This window comes from Arthrobacter sp. NPDC056493, assembly GCF_042795115.1.
Taxonomy (GTDB): domain Bacteria; phylum Actinomycetota; class Actinomycetes; order Actinomycetales; family Micrococcaceae; genus Arthrobacter.
On the sequence record NZ_JBHTSL010000002.1, the window covers coordinates 83,201 to 103,636 of the forward strand.

The following is a 20,436-nucleotide window of genomic DNA, read 5'->3' on the forward strand; positions in this document are numbered from 1 at the left end:
CTGGGGCGGGGCGGACAGCATTGGCCGAAGGTCCCGTGCAGCGCATCCGCGCGAAGGTAGCCACACGAGTGCTTAGAGGCCCAACGAGGGGTTAGGAAAGAGGCGGTTGGTGAGCACCATTCAGCTGTTGAAAAAGGCCAGCCAGGTGATCGATGAGTTGGCCAGGATTGGCCACTCAACGCCGGCGGAACTGGCCAAGGTCGTGTCCGAACCGCGGCCGACCGTCTACCGGATCGTCGCAGCCCTGGAGAAGGAGAAGCTCGTCCGCCTGACCGGGGACGGCAAGCTTGAGCTGGGCACGGGAATATTCGAGCTCGGCGATGCGGCGGCTGACGCACTCGTGGACCGCGCCGAGCTGCGGAAGCAGTTGCGCTGGATCCGCGGGCAGCTGGGCATGAGCGCCTACTTCTGCGTTCTGCGTGAGAACGGTGGGGTATGCCTGGACCAGATCCAGGGCGCCGACGTCGACCTGCTCGGACTCGCGCCGGGACGCATCCTGCCGCTCCACGCCGGAGCCGCTTCCCAGGCCCTCCTGGCCTTTGGATCCTCGGAATTCCGGGAGGGCGTATTGACCTCAGGGCCGTATCCGGGCATCGCGTCGCAGACGCCGCTTACCGGGGAGCAGCTGAGGGAGAGGCTCGAGCAGACTGCCGGCCGCGGCTGGAGCGTTGAGGACAGCGAGATGATTGAAGGCGTCGCCTCCATCGCGGTGCCAGTTTTCCGGCAGGATGGGAGCCTGCTGGGTGCCATATCTGCCGCGGGGCTCCGCGGAAGCGTTCCCGGCCACGAGGAGACGGCACGGCGGATCCTGGACACTGCAGCCCATGCCATCACCGCATCCATGGCCCAGGAAGACCCGAACGACTCCAAGGACGCGCCCCGCCTTGACCCTCCGGAGGGCTCCGAGCGGGACTCTTCACGCGCGCCCGCCGTCATCGCCAAAGCCAGCGCCCTTATGTCGGCGCTGGCAGAAGAACGCATTGCAACGTCCGCCCGGCTGACCGAGATGCTTGAAGAGCCCCCGAGTTCCATCTACCGGATGTTGGCTACCCTGGCAGAATCCGGATGGGTGGAGCAGATCGGTCACCGCGGGGCATACCGGGTGGGAACCAAGCTGCTTGCCCTCTCGGGCGAACTCACACGACGCCTGGATATCCGCCGGGCCGCGGCCCCAATCCTGCGCGAAATCCACGAAAAAACAGGTGAGACGACCTTCTTGTGCATCCGGCGCGGCCCCCGCGCCGTCTGCATCGAGCGCATCGACGGGATCCGGGTCAACAGCCGCGTCCTGAAGCTGGGGGAATCGCTTCAGCTCCATGTCGGCGCGGCCCCCCGGGCACTGCTCGCCTTTGAAGACCGATCCTCGTGGGACGAATACGCTGCGATAGTCGCCAGCAGCGGCGAACCATGGCTTGACGTTCGCTCCCGCTCGGAGTTCTACGCCAGCCTGGAGCGCATCCGCGACCAGGGCTTCGTGATCAGCGACAACAACGTCACCCCAGGCATCACCGCCATCGGAGCGCCCATCTTCGACCACCGCGGCGAGGTTGCAGCCTCCCTGTCGATCAGCGGGCTCCGCCAGGGCATCCTTAACCCGCCCGAGGGCGTAGAGCCCATCGTCAATCTCCTGCTCCGGGGAGCCCAGGCCTTGTCCGGCTACCTTGGGGCGCCGCACACTCCGTCAAAGAAGGGGGCCAATGTGCCTCAGGCCATAGCTTGACCCAACGCCGCAGCCATGACATGCTTTGGACAGAGTGTCCATTAGGTGACACTGAATCCAATCTTCCTTGTTTGGCGGAGCACCGCTGCCCGCCTCAGCAAATACAAGCAACATCACCGCACCAATCAGGTGCTCAGTCGAAGGAGACAATGCGTTGGAACCGATTGTCGTAGGACTTCTGGGAATCACCCACCCGCACGCCTCTGCACGGGTTCGCGCCCTGCGCCAAATCGAAGGGGTGGAAGTGGTTGCGGCCGCGGACGACGATCCCCGGCTGCAGTACTTCACCGACAAGTATGACGTGGAGGCCCGCGACATTGACTCGCTGCTCCAGGACCAGCGCATCAACGCGATCATGGTCCACTCCAAGAGCAAGGACATGGTCCCGCATGCGCTGCGGGCACTGGCCGCCGGCAAGTCCGTTGTCGTCGAAAAGCCCGGCGGCGGCACCGTTGAAGACCTGCTTCAGCTGGCCGAGGCTGAATCCCAGGCCGCTCCCGGACTGGTTGTACAGGTCGGCTACAACGTGCGCCTCGCCCAGTCCATCGCAGAGGCCAAGGAACTTATCGACGCCGGCGTGATTGGTGACGTGGTTTCCGTCTCCGCACGCGGGGCTGCCCTGGTCGGCGAACACCTGACCGCGCACCTGAACCAGCCTGCCGACATGGGAGGCGCCCTGTGGATCATCGGATGCCACATGCTCGACTCCCTGGTGCACATGTTCGGCGCACCCGACTCCGTCAACGCCCGTGTCCACAAGTCCGGCCGCCTGTCGGACGAGACAAGCCGGGAAGATTCGGCCGCGGTCCTGCTGAACTACCCGGACATGTCCGTGACCTTCAGCTTTGACGGACACGACCACCTCGAGTGGTTCGAAAGCTCCAGGATCTCCGTCTACGGAACCGGCGGCATGCTGGAAATCGGGATCCTGCCCCAGAAGCTGCGCGTCTACGTGGACCAGGACCGGGCCGGCTGGCGCGCCGGCTGGACCGAATGGACCCAAAGCCACTTCACCCCGCCCTTTGCCCGGACCGAAGTGAACAAGTTCTCCGAACTGCCCGAACTGGAAAACATCAGCAACTTCCACCCTGAAATGCGCGGCTGGATCGACAGCATCCGCACCGGGTCCCCCGTCGTCGCCCCGGTCGCCGACGCCTTGGCCGTCGCACGGATCGTCGAGGCCTGCTACCGCTCAGAGAAGGAACAGGGAGCATCCATGGAAGTCGAGACGGCATGAACAACGAAAATGTAACCCCGCAGCTGATTGCAACCTGCTGGGTGAGCGCCGGCGATACCGCCCCCGGACGCCCGGACGAAACCAGCCCCATCCCGATTCAGGAGCGCATCAACCTCATCGCACAGACCGGGTGGTCAGGCATCGGACTGGTGCACCACGATCTGCTGCAGGCACGCCGGACCATAGGCTACCCCGAGCTGGGACGCATGATCCGCGACGCAGGCATCGACATCATTGAAGTCGAATTCCTGAACGGCTGGTGGGCCACCGGATCCGAACGGGCCGAATCCGATATCCAACGCGCCGAACTGTTCGAGGCCGCCCAGACCCTGGGTGCCCGGCACATCAAGGTCGGCGCCGGCATGACGGAGAACCCCCTCCCGCTCTCGAGGATGGCCAGCGCGTTCGCCGACCTGACAGACGAAGCCGCCGAGTCCGGCGTCAGGCTCGCCCTCGAGGCGACACCGTTCTCGCACCTGCGTACCGCGCAGGAAGCGGTTAAAGTCGTGACCCACTCAGACAGCCCCGCCGCGGGCCTGATGATCGACATCTGGCACACCCACAGGTCCGGTCTTTCCCACGATGACCTCTGGGACGTTGTTCCCATGGACAGGGTCTTTGCTGTGGAGATCGACGACGGTTACAAGGACGTCGTTGGCACCATCTTCGAAGACACCATCAACAACCGCGCCTACTGCGGTGAGGGCGACTTCGACACCCGCACGTTCATACAACGAACGCTCGACGCCGGCTACAAGGGCACCTGGGGAGTGGAGATTATCTCCGCCGAACACCGCAGCCTCCCCGTCGCCGAGGGCCTCAAGCGCGCCTACCAGACAGCGATCAACTGCTTCCCCGGCATCACGCTCGCCCGCTGACCGGAACCTCACAACCCACAAAACCAGCACCGTCCGGGCGGCATCCGGCACCGCGGACACCCCACATTCCCTTCCCTGAAAGGCCACACACCATGTCCAATGACAAACGCCTCCGACTGGCCCTTTTTGGCTCCGGCCGCATCGGGCAGGTACACGCCCGCAACATCGCCGCCCACCCGGACATCGACCTCGTTCTGATCGCAGACCCCTTCATCGACGGGGCACGCCGACTGGCAGAAAGCACCGGCGCACGTGCCGTGCAGGACCCCGAAGAAGTATTCGCCGACACCAGCATCGACGGCGTGATCATCGGCTCACCCACCAGCACCCACGTGGACCTCATCTCGCGTTCGGTTGCTCACGGCCTCGCTGTCCTGTGCGAAAAGCCCATCGACCTCGACATCGACACCGTCCTCGCCTGCCGCGAACAGATCAAGGACTCCGCCGTTCCGATCATGCTCGGATTCAACCGGCGCTTCGATCCCTCCTTCGCCGCAGTGCGCACCAGGGTCGAAGCAGGAGAAATCGGCAAGCTCGAACAGCTCACCATCACCAGCCGTGACCCCGAACCGGCCCCGCGCGACTACATCGCCGGTTCCGGCGGCATCTTCAGGGACATGACGATCCACGACCTGGACATGGCACGATCCTTCGTTCCCAACATCGTCGAGGTGTCTGCCGTGGCATCCAACGTCTTCAGCAAAGACATTGCAGAGCTCAACGACTTCGACTCCGCCGTTGTCACCCTGCGCGGCAGCGACGGCGAGCTCATCACCATCACAAACTCGCGCCACTGCGCCTTCGGCTACGACCAGCGACTGGAGGCCTTCGGCCCTCAGGGAATGCTCTCAGCCGGCAACGTTACTCCCACGACAGTCCGCAAGTCCGGCGCCGCAGGGACAGAAGAAGCAGACGCGTACCTGCCGTTCTTCCTCGAACGCTACCCCCAGGCCTACTACGCCGAACTGGAAGCCTTCGCCCAGTCCATCCGCACCGGAGCACCCACCTCACCGAATTTCGCGGACGGAGTCTCGGCCCTCGTCTTGGCCAATGCAGCAGCGGAATCCGCCGTAACCGGCAAGACCGTGAGCGTCGTCGAGTTCTAACAACCCCGCCACAATTCCCTTCAGCTTTATCGGCCCTGGCCTCCCTTCCACCATATGAAATATGCAGTGGTGCGCGGCCAGCGCCGGGTCTCAAGGAGACGGAATGTCAACCGGAAAATGGGCATGGAGTGTCCGTGAAGGCGACGTGGTCGCAAGCGTCGAGCGGAACGGCCCTATCCGCGGAACCGTCGTAGAAGCTTCCCCCGAAATCGGCGTCGTATGGATCAGAGACAACGTGTACGGTGAGCGCCGCATGCTCCTGATGCAAGACCTCATCCCAGACACCCCGACAAGCGTCGGCCTTGCCGTGCCCCTATCTCAGTTCAGGGCGTCGTAAGCGGGCACTTAGGCAATGGACATCGGGGGCTCCGGCACTTCGCCCCGCCGAGAAGGACCAACAAGAAAGATAGAACCCCAGTGAAAGTCTTTAGCTCCCCGGCCGTCAAGAAAGCCCTTGACGAAGTCATCGCCGTCTGTCAACAGGAATCGGGGATCAGCGTTGAGGCAGTCTTCGAGCCAACAAGCCAACTGCTTAAACGCATCGACGCTGGTGAATCGTTCGACGTGATGATCGCCGTAACCGAATCCTTCCGGACCCTGACCCCTGTTATCGATCCAAGCACCCTCACGCCCATTGCACGAGCCGGCATTGGTGTAGCAGTTGCTCCTGACGTGCCGGCGCCCGATATTTCAACTGTCGAGTCCTTCGTTCGGACCATTACAGCCGCCAGGTCGGTTGCGTACTCCGGCACCGGAGCAAGCGGCGCTTACTTCGCGACGCTCCTGGACAAACTCGGCCTGACAGAAGACGTCGGAGCCAGCGCCACCATCGTCGATAAAGGCTACGTTGCCCAGGCCGTCGTCACAGGCAACGCCGACGTGGCAATCCAACAGCTTAGCGAACTGCTGTTCGTTCCCCAGGCTCAGATCGTGGGCCCCCTTCCGGCAGAGCTACAGCACTATACCGACTTCTCAGCAGCAGTCAGCGCCCAATCCAGCGATCCGGCCCAAGCGGAATCGTTCGCCAACTTCCTCACCTCCACGACGGCCCAAGGAGCGTACGTGCAAACCATGCTGGAACTGCCCACGACCCCTGCACACTAGGACCAATCCCCATCCTCCGCGACCTGCCGGACGGTTTGTCGAAGCGGGTCCCCACATGGGCCGCACCAACGCTGCCCTTCGGGGGCCTTGGGCAAGTTGAACCGCTAGATGCAGGATCCTGGGGCACCAAAGTAGGTTGAAAGCCGTCGTGCCCCATCGCAGGCCAAGTCGATGATGCTGGGTGAGGAATCCGGTTGGTGGAGGATGGCGTCGCGGAGGCCGCTGACCGATAGGGACGCCATCACGTGGCCACGGTGATCAAAAATTGGGGCACCGACGGCGGCCATTCCCATGGTGACTTCGTCGTCGCTCAGAGCGAAGCCAGCATCGCGGATTTCTTTGAGCTTTCCATAGAATTCCGCTCGGGATCGCGCGCCGAGACTAAAGTCCGAGCTCTGACTCATGACCGCAGCGTACTCCTCCCAGGCCGGGGCAGTGTCGAAAGCCAACAGTGCGCGGGGGGCGGCACCGATATGCAAGGGCAATGAGCTTCCAAGGGCCAAGCGGCGACTGTTGACGCGCTTACCGTCTATGCGCTCAATACATACGGCCCGGGTACCGCTCCGGATGCACAGGAATACCGTCTCCCCTGTTGCATCGTGGATTTCGCGAAGCACGGGAAGCGCAGCCCGTCGCAAGTCCAGTTGGTTCAATAGATTCCCCGCGAGGGAGATCATTTTACTGCCGATGCGATAGGAACCGCGGTGGCCAAGCTGTTCTATCCAACCCGCCTCAACAAGGGTTCCCAACATGCGGTATACGGAGCTGATGGGTTCGCCTATGAGGTCGGCGAGTCTCGCGGAGGTCGAGACGCGTTCGACAGCCAGCGCATCCATGATGGAGCTGGCCTTGGCCAGTACCGATTCGTTCGACGCAGGGGCATTAAACTCATTGGCGGTCGGAACCGGTTTGAACCCCGCCATGAGATCGGTCAGGCTCTGCGCGGCTACCGCAAGAACGGTTTTGGCTTCTTCCTGCTGGTTGACGACCTGGTCGACCAGACCCGCTGCTGTCAGCGCACCGAAGATGCTGCCATCCGCGTTGAATACGGGAAATCCCAACGCTGCGATCCCATCGACAACCTCGTTGGATTCCATTCTCCAGCCCTCGCGTTTGGTGTCTGCGACCAGTCGGCGGAGTGTCTCGGCGTCAACGGGCGTCCTTGACGCCAATTTCGGATAGGGGGCTTGAGCGAGGATCGTGTCAAGTACCTCGGGGGATTGCCATGCCAGGAGGACATGGGATGCGGCACCGGTGTGGAGCGGAAGGATCCGCCCTGATGAAAGCTCGTGGAGATCGACTTCGGTGGAGTCCACCTGCTCCAGGCAGACGGCGGTGCCGTTGCGTGGAATCCAGAATGCGGCCGTTAGACCAAGCTCGGACTGGATGCCCCCGAGCAACGCATTAAGGGCTTCATGATCGAGGAGGGCATCGGTTGCCGCCTCGGCCAACCGCAAGATCCCGGTGCCCAATTCAACGAGCCCGCCCGGCTCACGGCGGAGAACCCCGGACTGTTCCAGCGAGCTGATGATCCTATAGACGGTAGGCCGCGGTTCGTCGACAGCTTTTGCCAGGTCCGCCGGAGTCGAGGGGCCGAGGGCGGATGCTTGATCCACCAATTGTGTTGCTTTAAGCACCAGCTGAATCATCTTTGCTGGTTGCGTCATGTTGCACCCCTCGTGTCGAACTGCCTCGCGCCGCAGGCGATGTGAATCGAGGAGAGCCGGGCCGGACGGCGTCCTTCGGGCTCGCGCCTAGCGGAAACTGCGGTTGGACCGGGCACCGTTCTATGACAGCGACCCAGGCAGATTGTATTGCCCGAACATTCTGTCCAGTATATGCGACGAGTCGCCGCAGTCGGCCGCCGTGAAGAACCGGTTCAGGACAAGCCGTCGAGCTGGCACTCGCACTCAATCCGCTGTCCAGCAACCTAGTCCAACCATCGACCTGTCAGCTTGAGTTCTGGGCCTTCTCAAAAGAAGGTCAAGAGCTAGGCCGAGGGTATCAGGTTGGGGTGTACATCAACTGGATACGTCACGTCCCCACCCTGCCGCCGACGCCCGACTTATAAACCGATGGTTGCGAGACTTCTTATTAGCTTCCAGAAACCGCCGAGAGATTCAGGGCTCGCCGTGTTTCGTATCTATGTCTCCTAACCGGTGCGCCGAAAAAGGTGTGCGAACCGAATTGCGAGCCTGATTTGGGCGTGCGGTGCTTTGGCGGATGACGAGTTCGGTGGGCACCAGGGTCACGCCGGGTTCTGCGGTGTCGGTGCGGAGTTGTTGGAGGACGTTATCGACGCAGCGTTCGCCGACGTCAGCGAAGTTCTGGTGGACGGTAGTGAGCGGGGGAGCGTAGGCGGAGGCTTCCGGGACGTCGTCGTAACCCACCAGGCTGATGTCTTCCGGGACGGATCTTCCTTTTTCGCGGAAGGCCCGCAGCAGGCCGAGGGCCATGTGGTCGTTGGCGGCGAACACGGCGGTGCAGCCAGGTTCGTCGGCGAGCCGAAGACCGGCGGCATAGCCGGACTCGGCCGACCAGTCGCCACGGATCACCGGCGGGACGGGTTTGCCTGCTGCGGTAAGGGTGCTGCGCCAGGCGGCGGAGCGGCGTTCGCTGGCGAAGGATTCCTCGGGGCCGGCGACGTGCCAGACGGTCTGGTGGCCGAGATCCAGGAGGTGCTTGACGGCTTTTTGGGCGCCGTCGGCCTGGTCGGTGTCCACCACACTGTGCTGCTCGCCGGCGTCGGAATCGACGACGACCACCTTCACTCCCGGCGGCAGCGTCACCGTGGCTGCGTCCAGGAGGTGGACTTCCATGATGGCGATAACGGCGTCGACAGCGAGCTCGCCCATCCGGGAGAACGCGCCCTGGATCCCGGCCCGGGTGGGGGCGGTGACCGGTATCAGCGTGATGGCGAAGTCCTGACGTGCTGCATGCAGCGCGATGGCCTCCAGTGTGCGCATGTTCCCCAGCGACGACAGTGAGAACGTGATCACCCCGATGGTGCGGAAGCTGCCGCGTTTGAGTGCCCGGGCGGCACCGTTCGGCCGGTACCCCAGCTCGTTCATCGCCGCAATCACCTGGTCGCGGGTGCTGCCACGGACGTATCGTTCGCCGTTGACCACGCGGGATACGGTCTGGGTGGACACTCCGGCTCGTTTGGCGACGTCGACCACGGAGGCACGATGATTCCGATCCCGCTGGCGATCCCCAATACCCACAGTTTGCGGGTCGCAGCGGGGGCTGGGCGTAGTGGAGCTAGAGAGGGAATCATTTCTAACATTTTTCTTATTCATTACCCACCTGCTCCTTTGGAAGCGCCTGCCGATGGTTGCAACATCTCGTCGTTGAATACCTGGTATCGGTGATTATTCGTTTGCTATTAGTCCCCGTGAGCGAGCCGGGGCAATCAGGTCGCGGTTCCGCTGCAATCGCGTTGAAAGAGAGGCCGCCGCGTTCATCACCACGATGCCGAGCACCGGCATCGCCGGACTGCCTACGGCTAAGAGCTTGATCTTTCCCTGGCTGACTCGGAACTGAAAACCTTCATGATGAGATCGTTGCCTTGGATTGCCCGGAGCTTTCACGGATACGGATGTGGCCCAGCCTTAGGCCACGTTTGTTCCGGATCCCTGGGTTCGCGTAATGATGTGCCTATCGGCGAGGATTTGCATGGCATGGCGGATGGTGCCCCTCGATACTTTCAGCTGCTGAGCCAGCTCGCTTTCGCTCATGAGTTTGTGTCCTTTGGCGAGGTTGTTGCGCCGTACCTCGGCTTGGATTGCTTCGGCTATCTGGAAATACAGGGGTACGGGAGAGTGCTTGAGAATCTGTATGTCCATCACTACGGGCTTCCTTTGATCTTGCGGGCCGATGTCGAGGAACTCCGCGGCGCTATCGTTGAGGGGGTTCCGTCTGGCCTGCAGTCCCGTGCGGCCGGGACTCTGGTCTTTGAATTCTTTTCAAGGGACGGTCTGGCAGGGCCTCTGGTGATCCTGAGTGCTGTGACCTGTGCAGCCCCACGTCTACTTCTCTGCGCCTGCCAGCGCACCCTTGACGAAGTATTTTTGGAGGAAGAGGTATGCGATGAGGATTGGGAGGAGTCCGATGAGCGCGGCGGCGGCTGCGGCTCCGATGTTGTTTCCCTGGGTTCCGAAGAAGCTGGCTGCGGCGGGGGCGAGTGTGCGGACTTCGGCTTTGTTCAGGATGTAGGAGCTCATGGCGAACTCATTCCAGACATTGGTTGATGTGAGGATCACGACGGTCGCGAAGACGGGCTTGAGCGAGGGGAGCACGATGCGTATGAACGTGGTGGTGAGTCCGGCGCCGTCGATGGCCGCTGCTTCCTCGAGTGAGAGCGGCAGTGTCCGCATGAACTGCGTGAACAGGAACACCGCGAGGGGCAGCTGCAGGGTTGTGAGGACCAGGATCAGGCTGACGTAGGTGTTCAGGAGGCCGAGCTGGGCGAGCATTGTGTAGAGGGGAACGAGGATGCTCAGGGGTGGGACCATGAGCATGCCGAGGATTGCCAGTGAGACGAAACGGTTCAGTTTCGTGCTGCGGCGCGCGAGGGGGTAGGCGGCCATGGCGCCGACGATGCAGGTGAGTGCGGTGCTGACGACGGTGACGATCAGGCCGTTCTCCAAGGCCCATTCGAGGTGTCCGGAGTCCCAGGCTGTGGCGAAGTTATCGAGTGTTCCGCCGCTGAGGGGTGGGAGCCATAGCGAGGTGGTGTCGGTGATGGGTTTGAAGGCTGTGGTCAGGGCCAGGTAGAACGGGGTCACCTGTGTGATGACGGCGATGGCGATGAAGATCCAGCGTCCGAGTTGTCCGGCTTGGGAGGTGTGCCTGACGCGTGGGGGAGCGGTCCGTTTCGGTGCGGTTGTGGTGGCCATCAGAGGTCCTTTCCGGTGCGGTCCATGCGCGCGACCAGGAAGATTGAGACCACGGCGATCAGTACGAAGAGTGCGACGCCCATGGCGGAGGCGTAGCCGGCGGCCTGCTGGCCGAAGTAGCTGCGTGCGATCAGGGTCGAGACTGAGTGTGAGGAGTATCCTGGGCCGCCGGCGGTGAGGACCTGGATGACGTCGTAGAGTTTGAGCCCGCCGATGAGATTGATGATCACGCTGGAAATGATGGCCGGTCGCAACAGGGGCAAGGTGATGGACCGGAAGAGGCGCAGTCCGCGGGCTCCGTCCACTTCGGCGGCCTCGTTGATTTCCTGGCCGATGCTCTGGAGGCCGGCGAGGTAGATGACCATTGAGATGCCGACGAATTGAAGCGTGTTGATAAGTACGACGATGGTGACCGTTCCGGGGCCGGTGGAGAGCCAGGCGATCCGGTCGAATCCGATCGAGACGAGGATGTCGTTCAGGGCGCCGCGGTCGTACTGGAAGAGGAAGTAGTACATCATGCTCATCACGACGGGCGAGACGAGCACGGGCAGGTAGATCAGGGCCCGGGCGAAGGCCTTGCTGCGGCCGGCGCCGTCGAGGGCGACGGCGAGTCCGAGTCCGAGCACCTGCTGCAGCACTGTGCAGCCGATGCCGTAAATGAGTGTGTTAACCAGCGCGGTCTGGAATGTCGTGTCGGTGAAGAGCCGTGCGAAATTGTCGAGTCCGACGAAAGCCTTGGTGGGGGAGTATCCGTCCCAGTTCGTGAACGCGAGTCCGATGCCCTGGACGAGGGGGTAGAGCATGAAGATGGCAACCATGGCGATGGCCGGCACGTACATCAGGTTCATGGACCCGCCGCGGCGCCGCCGCGGCCGGCGTTCTGTCTGGGATTCGACCCCCTTGGCTGCCCGGGGGAGGGTGGTTTGTTGGCTCATGTCTCTTGCTTTCGCGAGGTTTTTGGGTCGGCGGTGCCGAAGGTGAGGCTGATGGGGGCCCGTCTGCTGGTTCGTGGACGGGCCCCCTTTTTTGGGTTATTTCTGGCCGTACAGTGTGGCGAACTGGTTTTTCATCTGGTCGACGGCGCCAGCCACCTCGGACTGTCCGGAGATCACGGAGTCGGTGGTCGCGACCATCGTGTTCCATGAGCCGTTCGGAAGGTACACGCGGTCGAAGTAGGGCTTGACCGGAGTGGTTCCGCTGGTGACGTACTTGTCGTAGCTGGCGGTGAGCTTGCCGAAGTCGACCTTGACGTCCGTCAGGCCTGCGGCGGCGCCGTTTGCTTCGGCGAGGGCAGTTGCGTTGGCCGGCTGGGCGAGGAAGTCAAGGAACGCCAGGGCGTTGTCTTTGTGGCTGCTGGTCTTGGAGACGCCGAACGAGTCGATGCCTTCGCCCCCGATCAGGTACGGGGTATCGCCGTTGGTGGGCGGCAGCGGGATGAATCCGACATTGGCGTTCGGGTTGTAGGTCCGGGCCGTGGCGAGGATGTTGTTGTTGTAGATCTCGAAGCCGGCTGTTCCGTTGGCGAGAGCGCGGGCCATGTCATCCTCGGAAGCGGAAGAGTAGTCCTTGTTGAACCAGCCCTTGCTCTGCCAGGATTTCACCCTGTCCAGGACCTTGGTGTAGGCGGTGGTGACGAAGGTGCCGTCCTTCATCTGGGTGAGTTCGGCGTCCGTGAACGAGTCCGCGGCCAGGTAGTCGGCCATGTGCCCGGCCGGTCCCTGGGCTTTGCCGCTGGAGAAGATGGGGGTGCTCCCCTTGGCCGCAACCGCCGCCGCTGCGGCGTCGAAAGCGTCCCAAGTGGTGATTTTGGCCGGGTCGATGCCTGCCTTGTCCAGGACATCCTTGTTGTAGGCGATGCCGGCGGTGTCGAAGGCGCCGGGGAAGGCGTAAATCTTGCCGTCAGTGTCGCGCATTGCGGAATCCAGTCCCTTGTTGACCTTGGATGCCCAGGGCCGGTCGGTGAGTGGTTCGAGGAACTTGCTGTAGCGAAGGAGGGACCAGCCGTGGGTGGTGAAGATATCGGGGATGTCACCGGAGGCGAGCTTGACCTTCATCTGGTCCTCGTAGTCCGTTGACGCCGCGGTCATCTTGACGGAGATGCCTTTCTCCGTCTTGAACTTGGCGATGAGATCCGTCATCGCCTTGTACTGGGGGGTGTCGGTGCCACCGTTAAGGAACAGCTGAACTTCATCGCTGCTGCTGGAGGCGGTGGTGCCGCGATCGCATCCGGTGGCGCTGACGAGGAGGGTAGCGACACCGAAAGCAGCCATAGCTGCCCGTGCCGTTTTGCTAGAAAGCTTCATTGCTTGTCCTTCGTGGTTGGGTTACTGCGGATGGGGTGGAGGAGTTAGGCCCGCTGGATCGTGTAGACCCGTGCGGTGGGGCCGCTGATGCCCGGTCGCATCAGAACGGTGTTGCCCGGGCTGTCGGTAACGTCCCAGGGGGCAAGGGTGCGGGGGTATATTTCAACGAGTTGCCCTGCCCTGACGCTGTCGCCGAGGTCCAGCGAGATTTCTGAGTTTTCATCGCCGCGGTTCCAGACGTAGAGCAGGTCGGCCTCGGGGCCGGAGAGCGTCAGCGCGATGGTGTCGGCGTACCACTGGGGAAGTCCGGCAGGCCAGCCCGGAGTGGAGGCGGCGATGTTGTCACGGGTCGCTTTGAACTGCCTGTAGGCATCGTGCACGAGTTCAAGCTGGTCCGGGTTCATCCGGTTGAGGTAGCCGGAAGCGTAAAGGCGGCCGCTGAGGCCGGTGACCATGGTGAAGGCGATCTCCTCCTGGGTCATCCACGACTGCGGATAGGCCCAGTTGCCCGCCTGCTCGGGGAGCATTTGGACCGGCGCTCCGGCGGCGATCGCCGGATACAGTCGGAAGTCTTCCTGGTCAGAGGTTGACTGGAAGTCGAACAGTTCCAGCATGGCGAAGTCGGCCCGCATGGCCCCGGAACTGCAGTTCTCGAAGACCACGTTGGGGTGCCGGCGGCGGAGCCCGGCGAACCAGTCGAGATGGGCGCGGTTGTGCCCGAGCAGGCCCGCGCCGGTTGAGAAGGCTTCGAAGTCCGTACCCGGCCCTGGGGTCACGTTGTAATCGAGCTTGAAGAAATCGATGCCGAACGCCGTGATGAGCCGATCGAATGTCGTGTCCAGGTGTGCGCGGGCGGCGGGGTGGCGCAGGTCAAGGAAATAGCGTTGGTGCTCCGTGACGCGGTGTCCGTGGCGTTGCAGAAAGGCACCGTCCGGGAGCTGCTTCGCGACCGGGCTGTCGACGCCGATGACCTCAGGCTCCAGCCAGATCCCGACTCCCATGCCGGCATCCCGGATCGCCGACACCACCCGTGCCAGTCCGCCGTCGGGAAAGCGCCGGGTGGAGGGCAGCCACTCGCCGACGGAGGGCCACCAGTCGCCGGCTGCCGTGTCGTCGTACCAGCCGGCGTCAATGCAGAAGCACTCGGCGCCGGCTGCTGCCGCTTCCTGGATGAGAGGGAGCAGTTTCTCGGTCGTCGGGTCGCCGTTAATCGTGTTCATGTAATCGTTGAAGACCAGTATTGAGCCGGTATCGGCCGTCTGGTGGCGGCGCAGCCACCGGCGATGGCGGGTGAGCTCCGCGATGACGCTCTCGAACCCGGCTCCACCGACGGCGAATGAGACCGGCACGGACGTGAATGCCTCGCCGGGCTCAAGTTTGTGCGACCAGTGATGGTCGAGGTCCTCCGGGCCGAGCAGGACGAGGGCCACGGAGTCTTCGCCCTCGCGGACGTTATCAATCTCCCAGCGCCAGCCCCCGTTGTGTTCGATCTGCCACGCAAAGGAACGTCCCGTGACTTTGTTTTCCAGGGCGCCGGTCGGCAGGGCACGCGCCGTTGACCAGGTCGAGGTGCTGACCTTCTCAACACCGCCGCGGCCGGGCTGGTTCATGTTGGCCGAGTTGAAGTCGGCGAGGTTCTCCTGGCTCCACAGCGACTGGGTCGTCCAGCGGAATTCTGCCAGCTGCTCGCCGGTACCGGAGTGCAGCAGCAGGTCCTTCGTCGACTCGCCGGGATAGACGAATGCCCCGGCCGAGAAGGAACTGACTGCCTCAAGGATCACAGGAGTGTCCGACGTGTTCACGACGGTCGTCTTCACGCGGGCAGCCGCCAATGCCGGTGACGCGGTGAACGTCGTCGTCACCTCCAAGCCCGTCAGGGCGTCCCGCTGCACAACCTCCAGCTCGGCAACTCCGTCCCGGACACTTTCAGCGTGGCTGGCGTAGCGAAGACGGGAACCTACCCCCGTATTTGTGAAGCGCGTCGTTGTCCGGGAACGGCCGTCACCGGTCGAGATGAGTTCAACAATCGGCTGAAGGGTACGCGTCGCCGCGGAATCCATGTCACTCACGCCGCTCAGGACCACGGGCAGGTCGGTATCGGCGGTGAAGGCCAGGCGCATACCGCCCGTGTTCCACTCGAAGCGGAACGGGCGCAGGGCAACGGATGCTGCCCCTTCCTGCACTGCCAGAACGGTGGCGGTTGGCGAGGTCTGCGTGGTGTCCAAACGATGCTCCTTTGCGTCGATCCGCTCAATGAAAGCGTTGATCATTTCCGATTGAAGAAAAGCATATGTCCTGACATTCGCGCATGCAAGCGTTGATCATTTTAAAAGGTCAGGAGTTCCGGCCTGGCTTGGCCCGAGCGGAAGCTCAGGCGGTGGAGGCGGGAGGAGCCGTGCTTTCCCGGATGACAAGCCCGTATGACGGCATGCCGGCCGTGCGGTTGGGTTCGTCGAGTTCCATCAGCAGTTCCAGTGCTGCCACTCCGGCCCAGTCAAAATCAAGCCGGTAGGTGGTGAGGGCAGGAACCCAGGCCGCAGCAAGGGGCTCGTCGTCGATTCCTGCGACGCTGATGTCCTGCGGGACGCGCCTGCCCGCTTCGTGGATGCTGCGCATCACTGCGAACGCGAGTTCGTCGTTGGCGCAAAAGATCGCCGTGACGTCGGGGTCGCGCGCCAGGGCTGCGCCCGCCTCGCGTGCGGCAGTGATTGACCAGTCGGTTCGGTGGACGTCAGGGACGCGGGCGCCTGCATCGGTCAGCGCCTGACGCCATGCCTTCTCGCGGACATGCGGTTCCCCGCCGCGGCTTGGCGCGGCGACATGATGAACGGTCCGGTGGCCGAGCGAGAGCAAATGGTTCGTGACCTCGTACGCCGCCCGCCTGTCATCGACGCGCACATGCGGTACATCGATATCGGTTTGGTCGCCATGTATCACCGTGGAGATGGGCAACGTTCCCAGGCTGTCCTTCAAACGCTCATCGTAGGTGGTGTAGTCCAGGACGACGACGCCGAGGATAGGTTGACCAAGCAGCAGATCCAGAGCAGAGGTCGCGTTTTGCAGGTCTGCGGGGTCGAGGGCGACGATGGCAACGAGGTAGCCGGCCTGGCGCGCCCGGCTTTCAATGTTGGCCAGCATCCGGGTGTAGCCATGCAAGGCCGTGTCACGCGTGATGACACCGACAATCGGCTGCCGCCCCTGAACCAGCGCGCGGGCCGCACCGTTCGGCCGGTAGCCAAGCTGTTTCATCGCAGCCCGGATCCGGTCTTTCGTCACCTCGCGCACCGGAATGTTGCCGGTGAGGACGCGGGAGACCGTAGGCTGCGAAACGCCGGCAACCCGGGCGACATCGGCAATCGTCGGCGGCCTCTTGCGCTCACCGGACATCCCCGTTCCGCCGTCACGCTGAAAAAGTGGTCGTGTCGATCCGTCGGGCGACGGAGCGCCAGCTTCTTGTCCGGGCGGCAACCCAACCTTGCGCTGGTCTTGAAAAGAATGTCCGGTCATGACCGGCTCTCGGAGAGGCAATGAATACGTTGATCATTCACAACACCAATCATCGCCCATGCAATTGAAATGCGGGTAACTCACAAGCCGTGCCTGCAAGGCAGCGATGTATATCCCACCTGGCGCGAACTGCCCGGAGCTGCGGAAGGAGCCGGGGCTCGGAGCCTTTGATCACGCCAGCCGGAGCACCCCAAGGCGCCTCCCATAGCTCCTGCCCGAAGGTTGTGCAAAAAGTCCTTGTAATATAACGTTAAAATCAGGTATGTCTGCCGGTGGATATGATGCGCGCTCACTGCGTTTGCAGTCGCGCGGGCCGGCGGGTATGTATGAAGCGTCGTGCACGACTGAGCTGTACTCTCTTCGTCCACGTAGAACGAAGTCGTGGGAGAGGTACGGGTACGAGTGACTAAGAGGAAAAGCAGCCCGAACGGACGGTTGGCCAGCATGTCCGATGTTGCCGCCCACGCCGGAGTTTCCGTCATGACGGTATCAAATGTCATCAACCGCCCTGAGATTGTTTCGGACCGGACCCGCGAGACAGTCCTGGAGTCTATGCGCACCTTGAGCTACAGGAACAACCTTGTGGCGCGAAGCCTTCGATTGGCCGAACCGCGCCAGATCGCGTATGCCTTCAACAACAATCGGGGCAACCCCTACATGGACGAGTTTCTTCATGAGCTCGCGGTTGCAAGCCAGGAAAAGAAGCGCAACTTGACCTTGATCGCGGAGGCCTCCGAGGAGGCGGAGATCGAGTCCTGTGACGATCTGTATTACGGCCGGGTGATCTCAGGTGTTGTCATCTCCGATGTCAAAGGAGATGATCCCCGGCCGGCCGAACTCAGCAAACGCAACATTCCCTTCGTCGCCTACGGTCGCACATTTGCAGGAGAGCGTGTGCCCTGGAGCTGGGTTGCAACCGATGTTGCCCGCGGTATCGAACTGGGGGTCGACCATTTGGTCGGACTTGGCCACAGCGAACTCGCCTTTATCGGCGACACACAGGACCGGCCGACCAACATTGCCCGGTTTGACGGATACCTCAACGCCTGCAGGCGGTACTCCCTGGAGGCGTCGGTGGTTCCGCAGCGGGTCGTACCGGTACCCGATGAGGTTGGGGCTGCAGAGGCGGCCGTGCGTCAATTGCTGCTGTCACCCAAACCACCTACTGGTCTGGTTTGCATATCGGACCGTGTTGCCGCTGGGGCGCTTTCTGCCGCTGAGGGGCTTGGGATAGTCCCGGGCGCAGATTTGGCCGTCACAGGTTTCGACGATTCACCCGTGGCCAGCTTTGGGCGGACAGGTATTACCTCCGTTCGCCAACCAGCGCTGGGCATTGCCCGCGCCCTTGTCTCGGTCCTCATCGACCGGCCGGAAGAGCCGCTGCACACCCTGCTGGAGCCGACGCTCATTGTCAGAGGAAGCACCACGGGCAACGCGGACATAGCCTAAACGCCGGCCCCGTGCCCAGTCTGCCGGATGGCGACGACGAGTGAGCCAACACCTGAGATCTCCACGTGGAGAAACGTTCCTGCTTCCGTCTGACATGCCTGGGTCAGGTAGCCCTCCGCACCTGCCGCCGTGCGGATCATCCGTTCAAGGTCGCGGGCGAAGGTCTCTACGGCATCGAGTCCCTTGCAGGTGTCCGGCGTTGAAGCCAACGGATTGACGTCCACCGGCGCCGGGGGCTCCGACCCCGAGCCGTTGGTTGCGCCCGCGTTGGCCGACCCTGTGACATCGGCCGTGCATTTTGACATCGGAGACTGTGTTCGCCGAGTGCTCCGGCTTCGGCCCAGTTCAGAGGCTGCAGGAGACGGAATATAGCCAAGACTTTCTACCGCAAGGATGATTCTTTGCCTTGTTGCCGCTGAAACCCTGGGTAACCCTCGGATCGCCCTGGATACAGTAGCCGTCGAGACTCCGGCAACTGCGGCGACGTCACGGATAGTGGCAGGCGTGCGTTCGCCCCGGGTTCGCACCAGCCCGGCCGTCGATGACGATGCCAGAGAAACCGGGCCACCAGCGGAACCCGTGCCGACATTATTGGGAGTTTTCATCATGCCCCTTGGGTGGTGACGTGCAGGCGTCGAAGCCCGCTGCAGGCCTCACGTCGCGGCGCTTCTGAACCGGCGCTGAAAAAAGCCATTGCACTTTAACGATACAAATTGTAAGCTTACAAAACATTCGGTGTGACGCCGGCCACGCAGCGGGGTCGGTGCACAAACCCGCCAAGGTGCGGGTATCCAAGGAGGAACAATGAGGTTTTCATCTAAGGCCAGGCTTTCGGCCGTCGTCGTTGGCGCCGCACTGGCGTTGACCGCATGCTCCGGGGGAAGCTCCGGCGGCAGCGGGACAGTCGATGGTGCGGGCAAGAAGCTCAATGTCCTGGTGGGCGTGAACAGTGCATACCCAGAGGCACAGAAGCAATGGTTTAAGGACATCGGCGCGAAGTTCAAGGCCCAAACCGGAGCCGACATTGAGTTCGAGACGTTTGCGTCGGCAAACGATGAACTGACCCGCATCCAGACTTCCGTGGTTTCCGGGCAGGGACCGGACGTCTACAGCCTGGGCACCACGTTCACTCCCACGGCCTACGCAACCAAGGCCTTCGTCACCCTTTCCGATGACGATTGGAAAAAAGTTGGCGGCAAGGACCGCTTCAATCCGGCGACGCTGGGCATCTCGGGCCCTGACGAACAACACCAGGCTGGCATCCCGTTTGTTAGCCGCCCGTTCGTGATGGCCTACAATAAGGACGTTCTGGCCGCTGCCGGTATCGACAAGCCGGCCACTAGCTGGGACGAACTCGCCGCCCAAGCGAAAAAGATGACCAACCCGGGCACCGGCACGTTCGGTCTGGCCACGGGTTACAAGGACGGTTTCGATCCGTGGAAGTTCATCTGGGCCATGTCCGTCCAGGCCGGTAATCCGCTCGTGGACGGCAGCACCCTGAAGCTGGATGACCCCGCTGTGAAGAAGGCCTATGAAACCTACTTTGGCTGGCTGACCAAGGACAAAGTCGTGGATCCGGCGTCGATCGGCTGGAACAACAGCAACGCGGTTGCCGCCTTCGCCTCAGGCAAGGCCGGTTATCTCATGATGACGACAGCCAGCTCCATCCCAACGCTGGACAAGTCCGCAGTCGCAGGAAAGTACGCTTACACCCCCATGCCGACCGTGGCGCCAGGCGAAACGTCGGCGAAGGGGGATGCCAACAAGGCCGCCAGCATCCTGTCCGGCGACAACGTCGTGGTCGCCGACTACTCCCAGCAGAAGGACCTCGCCTTCGCGTACGTCAATCTCATCACGTCCAAGGACGAGCAGCTGAACTACCAGAAGACCTTCGGCGATCTCCCGGCCAACGCCGAGGCACTGAAGTCCCTGGACAACCCTGTCCTTGCGGCGTCCGCGGAGGCCGCGGGCAGGGCCAAGGCTACCCCGTTCACAGGCGCCTGGGCGGACATCCAGCTGGCTTTGACGAACGTCACCGTGCAGTCCATCCCGGACCTGGCCTCCGGAAACGTTCCTGACGCCTCGCTCGAGACGCGCATCAAAGACGCCCAGACCAAGGGCCAGGCATCCCTGGACCGGGCCGCGAAGTCCTAGGCAGGATTGTCATGACTACAGAATCTTTTCGGCGAACGCGGGCGAACGCCAACAGTGAGAGCGCTCCCGTCCCCGTCCCG

The 20,436-nt window shown here is 62.7% G+C and carries 17 protein-coding genes and 1 pseudogene; 8 read left to right on the top strand and 10 right to left on the bottom strand.

Going from position 1 to position 20,436, the window contains the following annotated elements:
• Positions 1–109 precede the first annotated feature (109 nt).
• The 6 genes from ACFQ50_RS01300 to ACFQ50_RS01325 all read left to right on the top strand — a co-directional run bounded on the left by ACFQ50_RS01300 (position 110) and on the right by ACFQ50_RS01325 (position 6,045).
• A complete protein-coding gene (locus tag ACFQ50_RS01300) occupies positions 110–1,720 on the top strand; it encodes an IclR family transcriptional regulator (RefSeq protein WP_377993719.1) in 1,611 nt (536 codons plus the stop codon).
• A 154-nt stretch (positions 1,721–1,874) separates the two neighbouring features.
• On the top strand, positions 1,875–2,957 hold the full coding sequence (locus ACFQ50_RS01305; RefSeq protein ID WP_377993720.1) for a Gfo/Idh/MocA family protein: 1,083 nt from the start codon (positions 1,875–1,877) through the stop codon (positions 2,955–2,957).
• A complete protein-coding gene (locus tag ACFQ50_RS01310; RefSeq protein ID WP_377993721.1) occupies positions 2,954–3,835 on the top strand; it encodes a sugar phosphate isomerase/epimerase family protein in 882 nt (293 codons plus the stop codon). Before ACFQ50_RS01305 ends, ACFQ50_RS01310 begins: the two co-directional genes overlap by 4 nt.
• A 92-nt stretch (positions 3,836–3,927) precedes the next feature.
• Positions 3,928–4,941 carry an inositol 2-dehydrogenase gene (iolG, locus tag ACFQ50_RS01315; protein WP_377993722.1) on the top strand — a complete coding sequence of 338 codons (1,014 nt, stop codon included), beginning with the start codon at positions 3,928–3,930 and terminating at the stop codon, positions 4,939–4,941.
• Positions 4,942–5,044: 103 nt separating this feature from the next.
• Positions 5,045–5,278 carry a hypothetical protein gene (locus ACFQ50_RS01320; RefSeq protein WP_377993723.1) on the top strand — a complete coding sequence of 78 codons (234 nt, stop codon included), beginning with the start codon at positions 5,045–5,047 and terminating at the stop codon, positions 5,276–5,278.
• Between the two features lie 80 nt (positions 5,279–5,358).
• Positions 5,359–6,045, top strand: a complete 687-nt coding sequence (locus ACFQ50_RS01325) for an extracellular solute-binding protein (RefSeq protein WP_377993724.1) — start codon at positions 5,359–5,361, stop codon at positions 6,043–6,045.
• Between the two features lie 104 nt (positions 6,046–6,149).
• Here ACFQ50_RS01325 and ACFQ50_RS01330 read toward each other — a convergent pair whose 3' ends face one another.
• From ACFQ50_RS01330 to ACFQ50_RS01365, 8 genes are all read right to left on the bottom strand, one after another.
• Entirely contained in the window at positions 6,150–7,712 is a 1,563-nt protein-coding gene (locus ACFQ50_RS01330) for an IclR family transcriptional regulator (RefSeq protein ID WP_377993725.1), read from the bottom strand.
• Between the two features lie 453 nt (positions 7,713–8,165).
• A complete protein-coding gene (locus tag ACFQ50_RS01335) occupies positions 8,166–9,344 on the bottom strand; it encodes a LacI family DNA-binding transcriptional regulator (RefSeq protein WP_377993726.1) in 1,179 nt (392 codons plus the stop codon).
• Positions 9,345–9,656: 312 nt separating this feature from the next.
• Entirely contained in the window at positions 9,657–9,890 is a 234-nt protein-coding gene (locus ACFQ50_RS01340) for a GntR family transcriptional regulator (RefSeq protein ID WP_377993727.1), read from the bottom strand.
• Between the two features lie 183 nt (positions 9,891–10,073).
• Complete coding sequence (locus ACFQ50_RS01345) at positions 10,074–10,943, bottom strand: carbohydrate ABC transporter permease (protein WP_377993728.1); 870 nt, start codon at positions 10,941–10,943, stop codon at positions 10,074–10,076.
• A complete protein-coding gene (locus tag ACFQ50_RS01350) occupies positions 10,943–11,878 on the bottom strand; it encodes a carbohydrate ABC transporter permease (RefSeq protein WP_377993729.1) in 936 nt (311 codons plus the stop codon). Before ACFQ50_RS01350 ends, ACFQ50_RS01345 begins: the two co-directional genes overlap by 1 nt.
• Before the next feature lie 96 nt (positions 11,879–11,974).
• Positions 11,975–13,246, bottom strand: a complete 1,272-nt coding sequence (locus ACFQ50_RS01355) for an ABC transporter substrate-binding protein (protein WP_377993730.1) — start codon at positions 13,244–13,246, stop codon at positions 11,975–11,977.
• Positions 13,247–13,290: 44 nt separating this feature from the next.
• Positions 13,291–15,471, bottom strand: a complete 2,181-nt coding sequence (locus ACFQ50_RS01360; RefSeq protein ID WP_377993731.1) for an alpha-galactosidase — start codon at positions 15,469–15,471, stop codon at positions 13,291–13,293.
• Positions 15,472–15,616: 145 nt separating this feature from the next.
• The gene (locus ACFQ50_RS01365; protein ID WP_377993732.1) at positions 15,617–16,633 is read right to left on the bottom strand and encodes a LacI family DNA-binding transcriptional regulator; all 1,017 of its coding nucleotides are present in this window, start codon (positions 16,631–16,633) and stop codon (positions 15,617–15,619) included.
• A 564-nt stretch (positions 16,634–17,197) separates the two neighbouring features.
• Between ACFQ50_RS01365 and ACFQ50_RS01370 the strand changes: the two genes are divergently transcribed.
• A complete protein-coding gene (locus tag ACFQ50_RS01370; RefSeq protein ID WP_377993733.1) occupies positions 17,198–18,202 on the top strand; it encodes a LacI family DNA-binding transcriptional regulator in 1,005 nt (334 codons plus the stop codon).
• Here the strand turns inward: ACFQ50_RS01370 and ACFQ50_RS01375 are convergent.
• Both ACFQ50_RS01375 and ACFQ50_RS01380 read right to left on the bottom strand, forming a co-directional pair.
• A complete protein-coding gene (locus tag ACFQ50_RS01375) occupies positions 18,199–18,507 on the bottom strand; it encodes a hypothetical protein (protein WP_377993794.1) in 309 nt (102 codons plus the stop codon). The two genes, ACFQ50_RS01370 and ACFQ50_RS01375, sit on opposite strands and share 4 nt — an antisense overlap.
• Before the next feature lie 66 nt (positions 18,508–18,573).
• A pseudogene (locus tag ACFQ50_RS01380) lies at positions 18,574–18,810 on the bottom strand (LacI family DNA-binding transcriptional regulator); the annotation flags it as partial.
• 196 nt (positions 18,811–19,006) lie between these two features.
• Here ACFQ50_RS01380 and ACFQ50_RS01385 point away from each other — a divergent pair.
• Positions 19,007–20,356, top strand: coding sequence for an ABC transporter substrate-binding protein (locus tag ACFQ50_RS01385; RefSeq protein ID WP_377993734.1), 1,350 nt, complete (start codon positions 19,007–19,009; stop codon positions 20,354–20,356).
• Positions 20,357–20,436 lie beyond the last annotated feature (80 nt).

Bases quoted from the DNA above. Each gene is read 5' to 3' on its own strand.
- ACFQ50_RS01320 (WP_377993723.1), top strand. From the start codon at position 5,045: ATGTCAACCGGAAAATGGGCATGGAGTGTCCGTGAAGGCGACGTGGTC.
- ACFQ50_RS01345 (WP_377993728.1), bottom strand. From the start codon at position 10,943: ATGGCCACCACAACCGCACCGAAACGGACCGCTCCCCCACGCGTCAGG.
- ACFQ50_RS01340 (WP_377993727.1), bottom strand. From the start codon at position 9,890: ATGGACATACAGATTCTCAAGCACTCTCCCGTACCCCTGTATTTCCAG.
- ACFQ50_RS01385 (WP_377993734.1), top strand. From the start codon at position 19,007: ATGAGGTTTTCATCTAAGGCCAGGCTTTCGGCCGTCGTCGTTGGCGCC.
- iolG (WP_377993722.1), top strand. From the start codon at position 3,928: ATGTCCAATGACAAACGCCTCCGACTGGCCCTTTTTGGCTCCGGCCGC.
- ACFQ50_RS01310 (WP_377993721.1), top strand. From the start codon at position 2,954: ATGAACAACGAAAATGTAACCCCGCAGCTGATTGCAACCTGCTGGGTG.
- ACFQ50_RS01335 (WP_377993726.1), bottom strand. From the start codon at position 9,344: ATGAATAAGAAAAATGTTAGAAATGATTCCCTCTCTAGCTCCACTACG.
- ACFQ50_RS01370 (WP_377993733.1), top strand. From the start codon at position 17,198: ATGTCCGATGTTGCCGCCCACGCCGGAGTTTCCGTCATGACGGTATCA.
- ACFQ50_RS01330 (WP_377993725.1), bottom strand. From the start codon at position 7,712: ATGACGCAACCAGCAAAGATGATTCAGCTGGTGCTTAAAGCAACACAA.
- ACFQ50_RS01375 (WP_377993794.1), bottom strand. From the start codon at position 18,507: ATGTCAAAATGCACGGCCGATGTCACAGGGTCGGCCAACGCGGGCGCA.
- ACFQ50_RS01350 (WP_377993729.1), bottom strand. From the start codon at position 11,878: ATGAGCCAACAAACCACCCTCCCCCGGGCAGCCAAGGGGGTCGAATCC.
- ACFQ50_RS01355 (WP_377993730.1), bottom strand. From the start codon at position 13,246: ATGAAGCTTTCTAGCAAAACGGCACGGGCAGCTATGGCTGCTTTCGGT.
- ACFQ50_RS01365 (WP_377993732.1), bottom strand. From the start codon at position 16,633: ATGTCCGGTGAGCGCAAGAGGCCGCCGACGATTGCCGATGTCGCCCGG.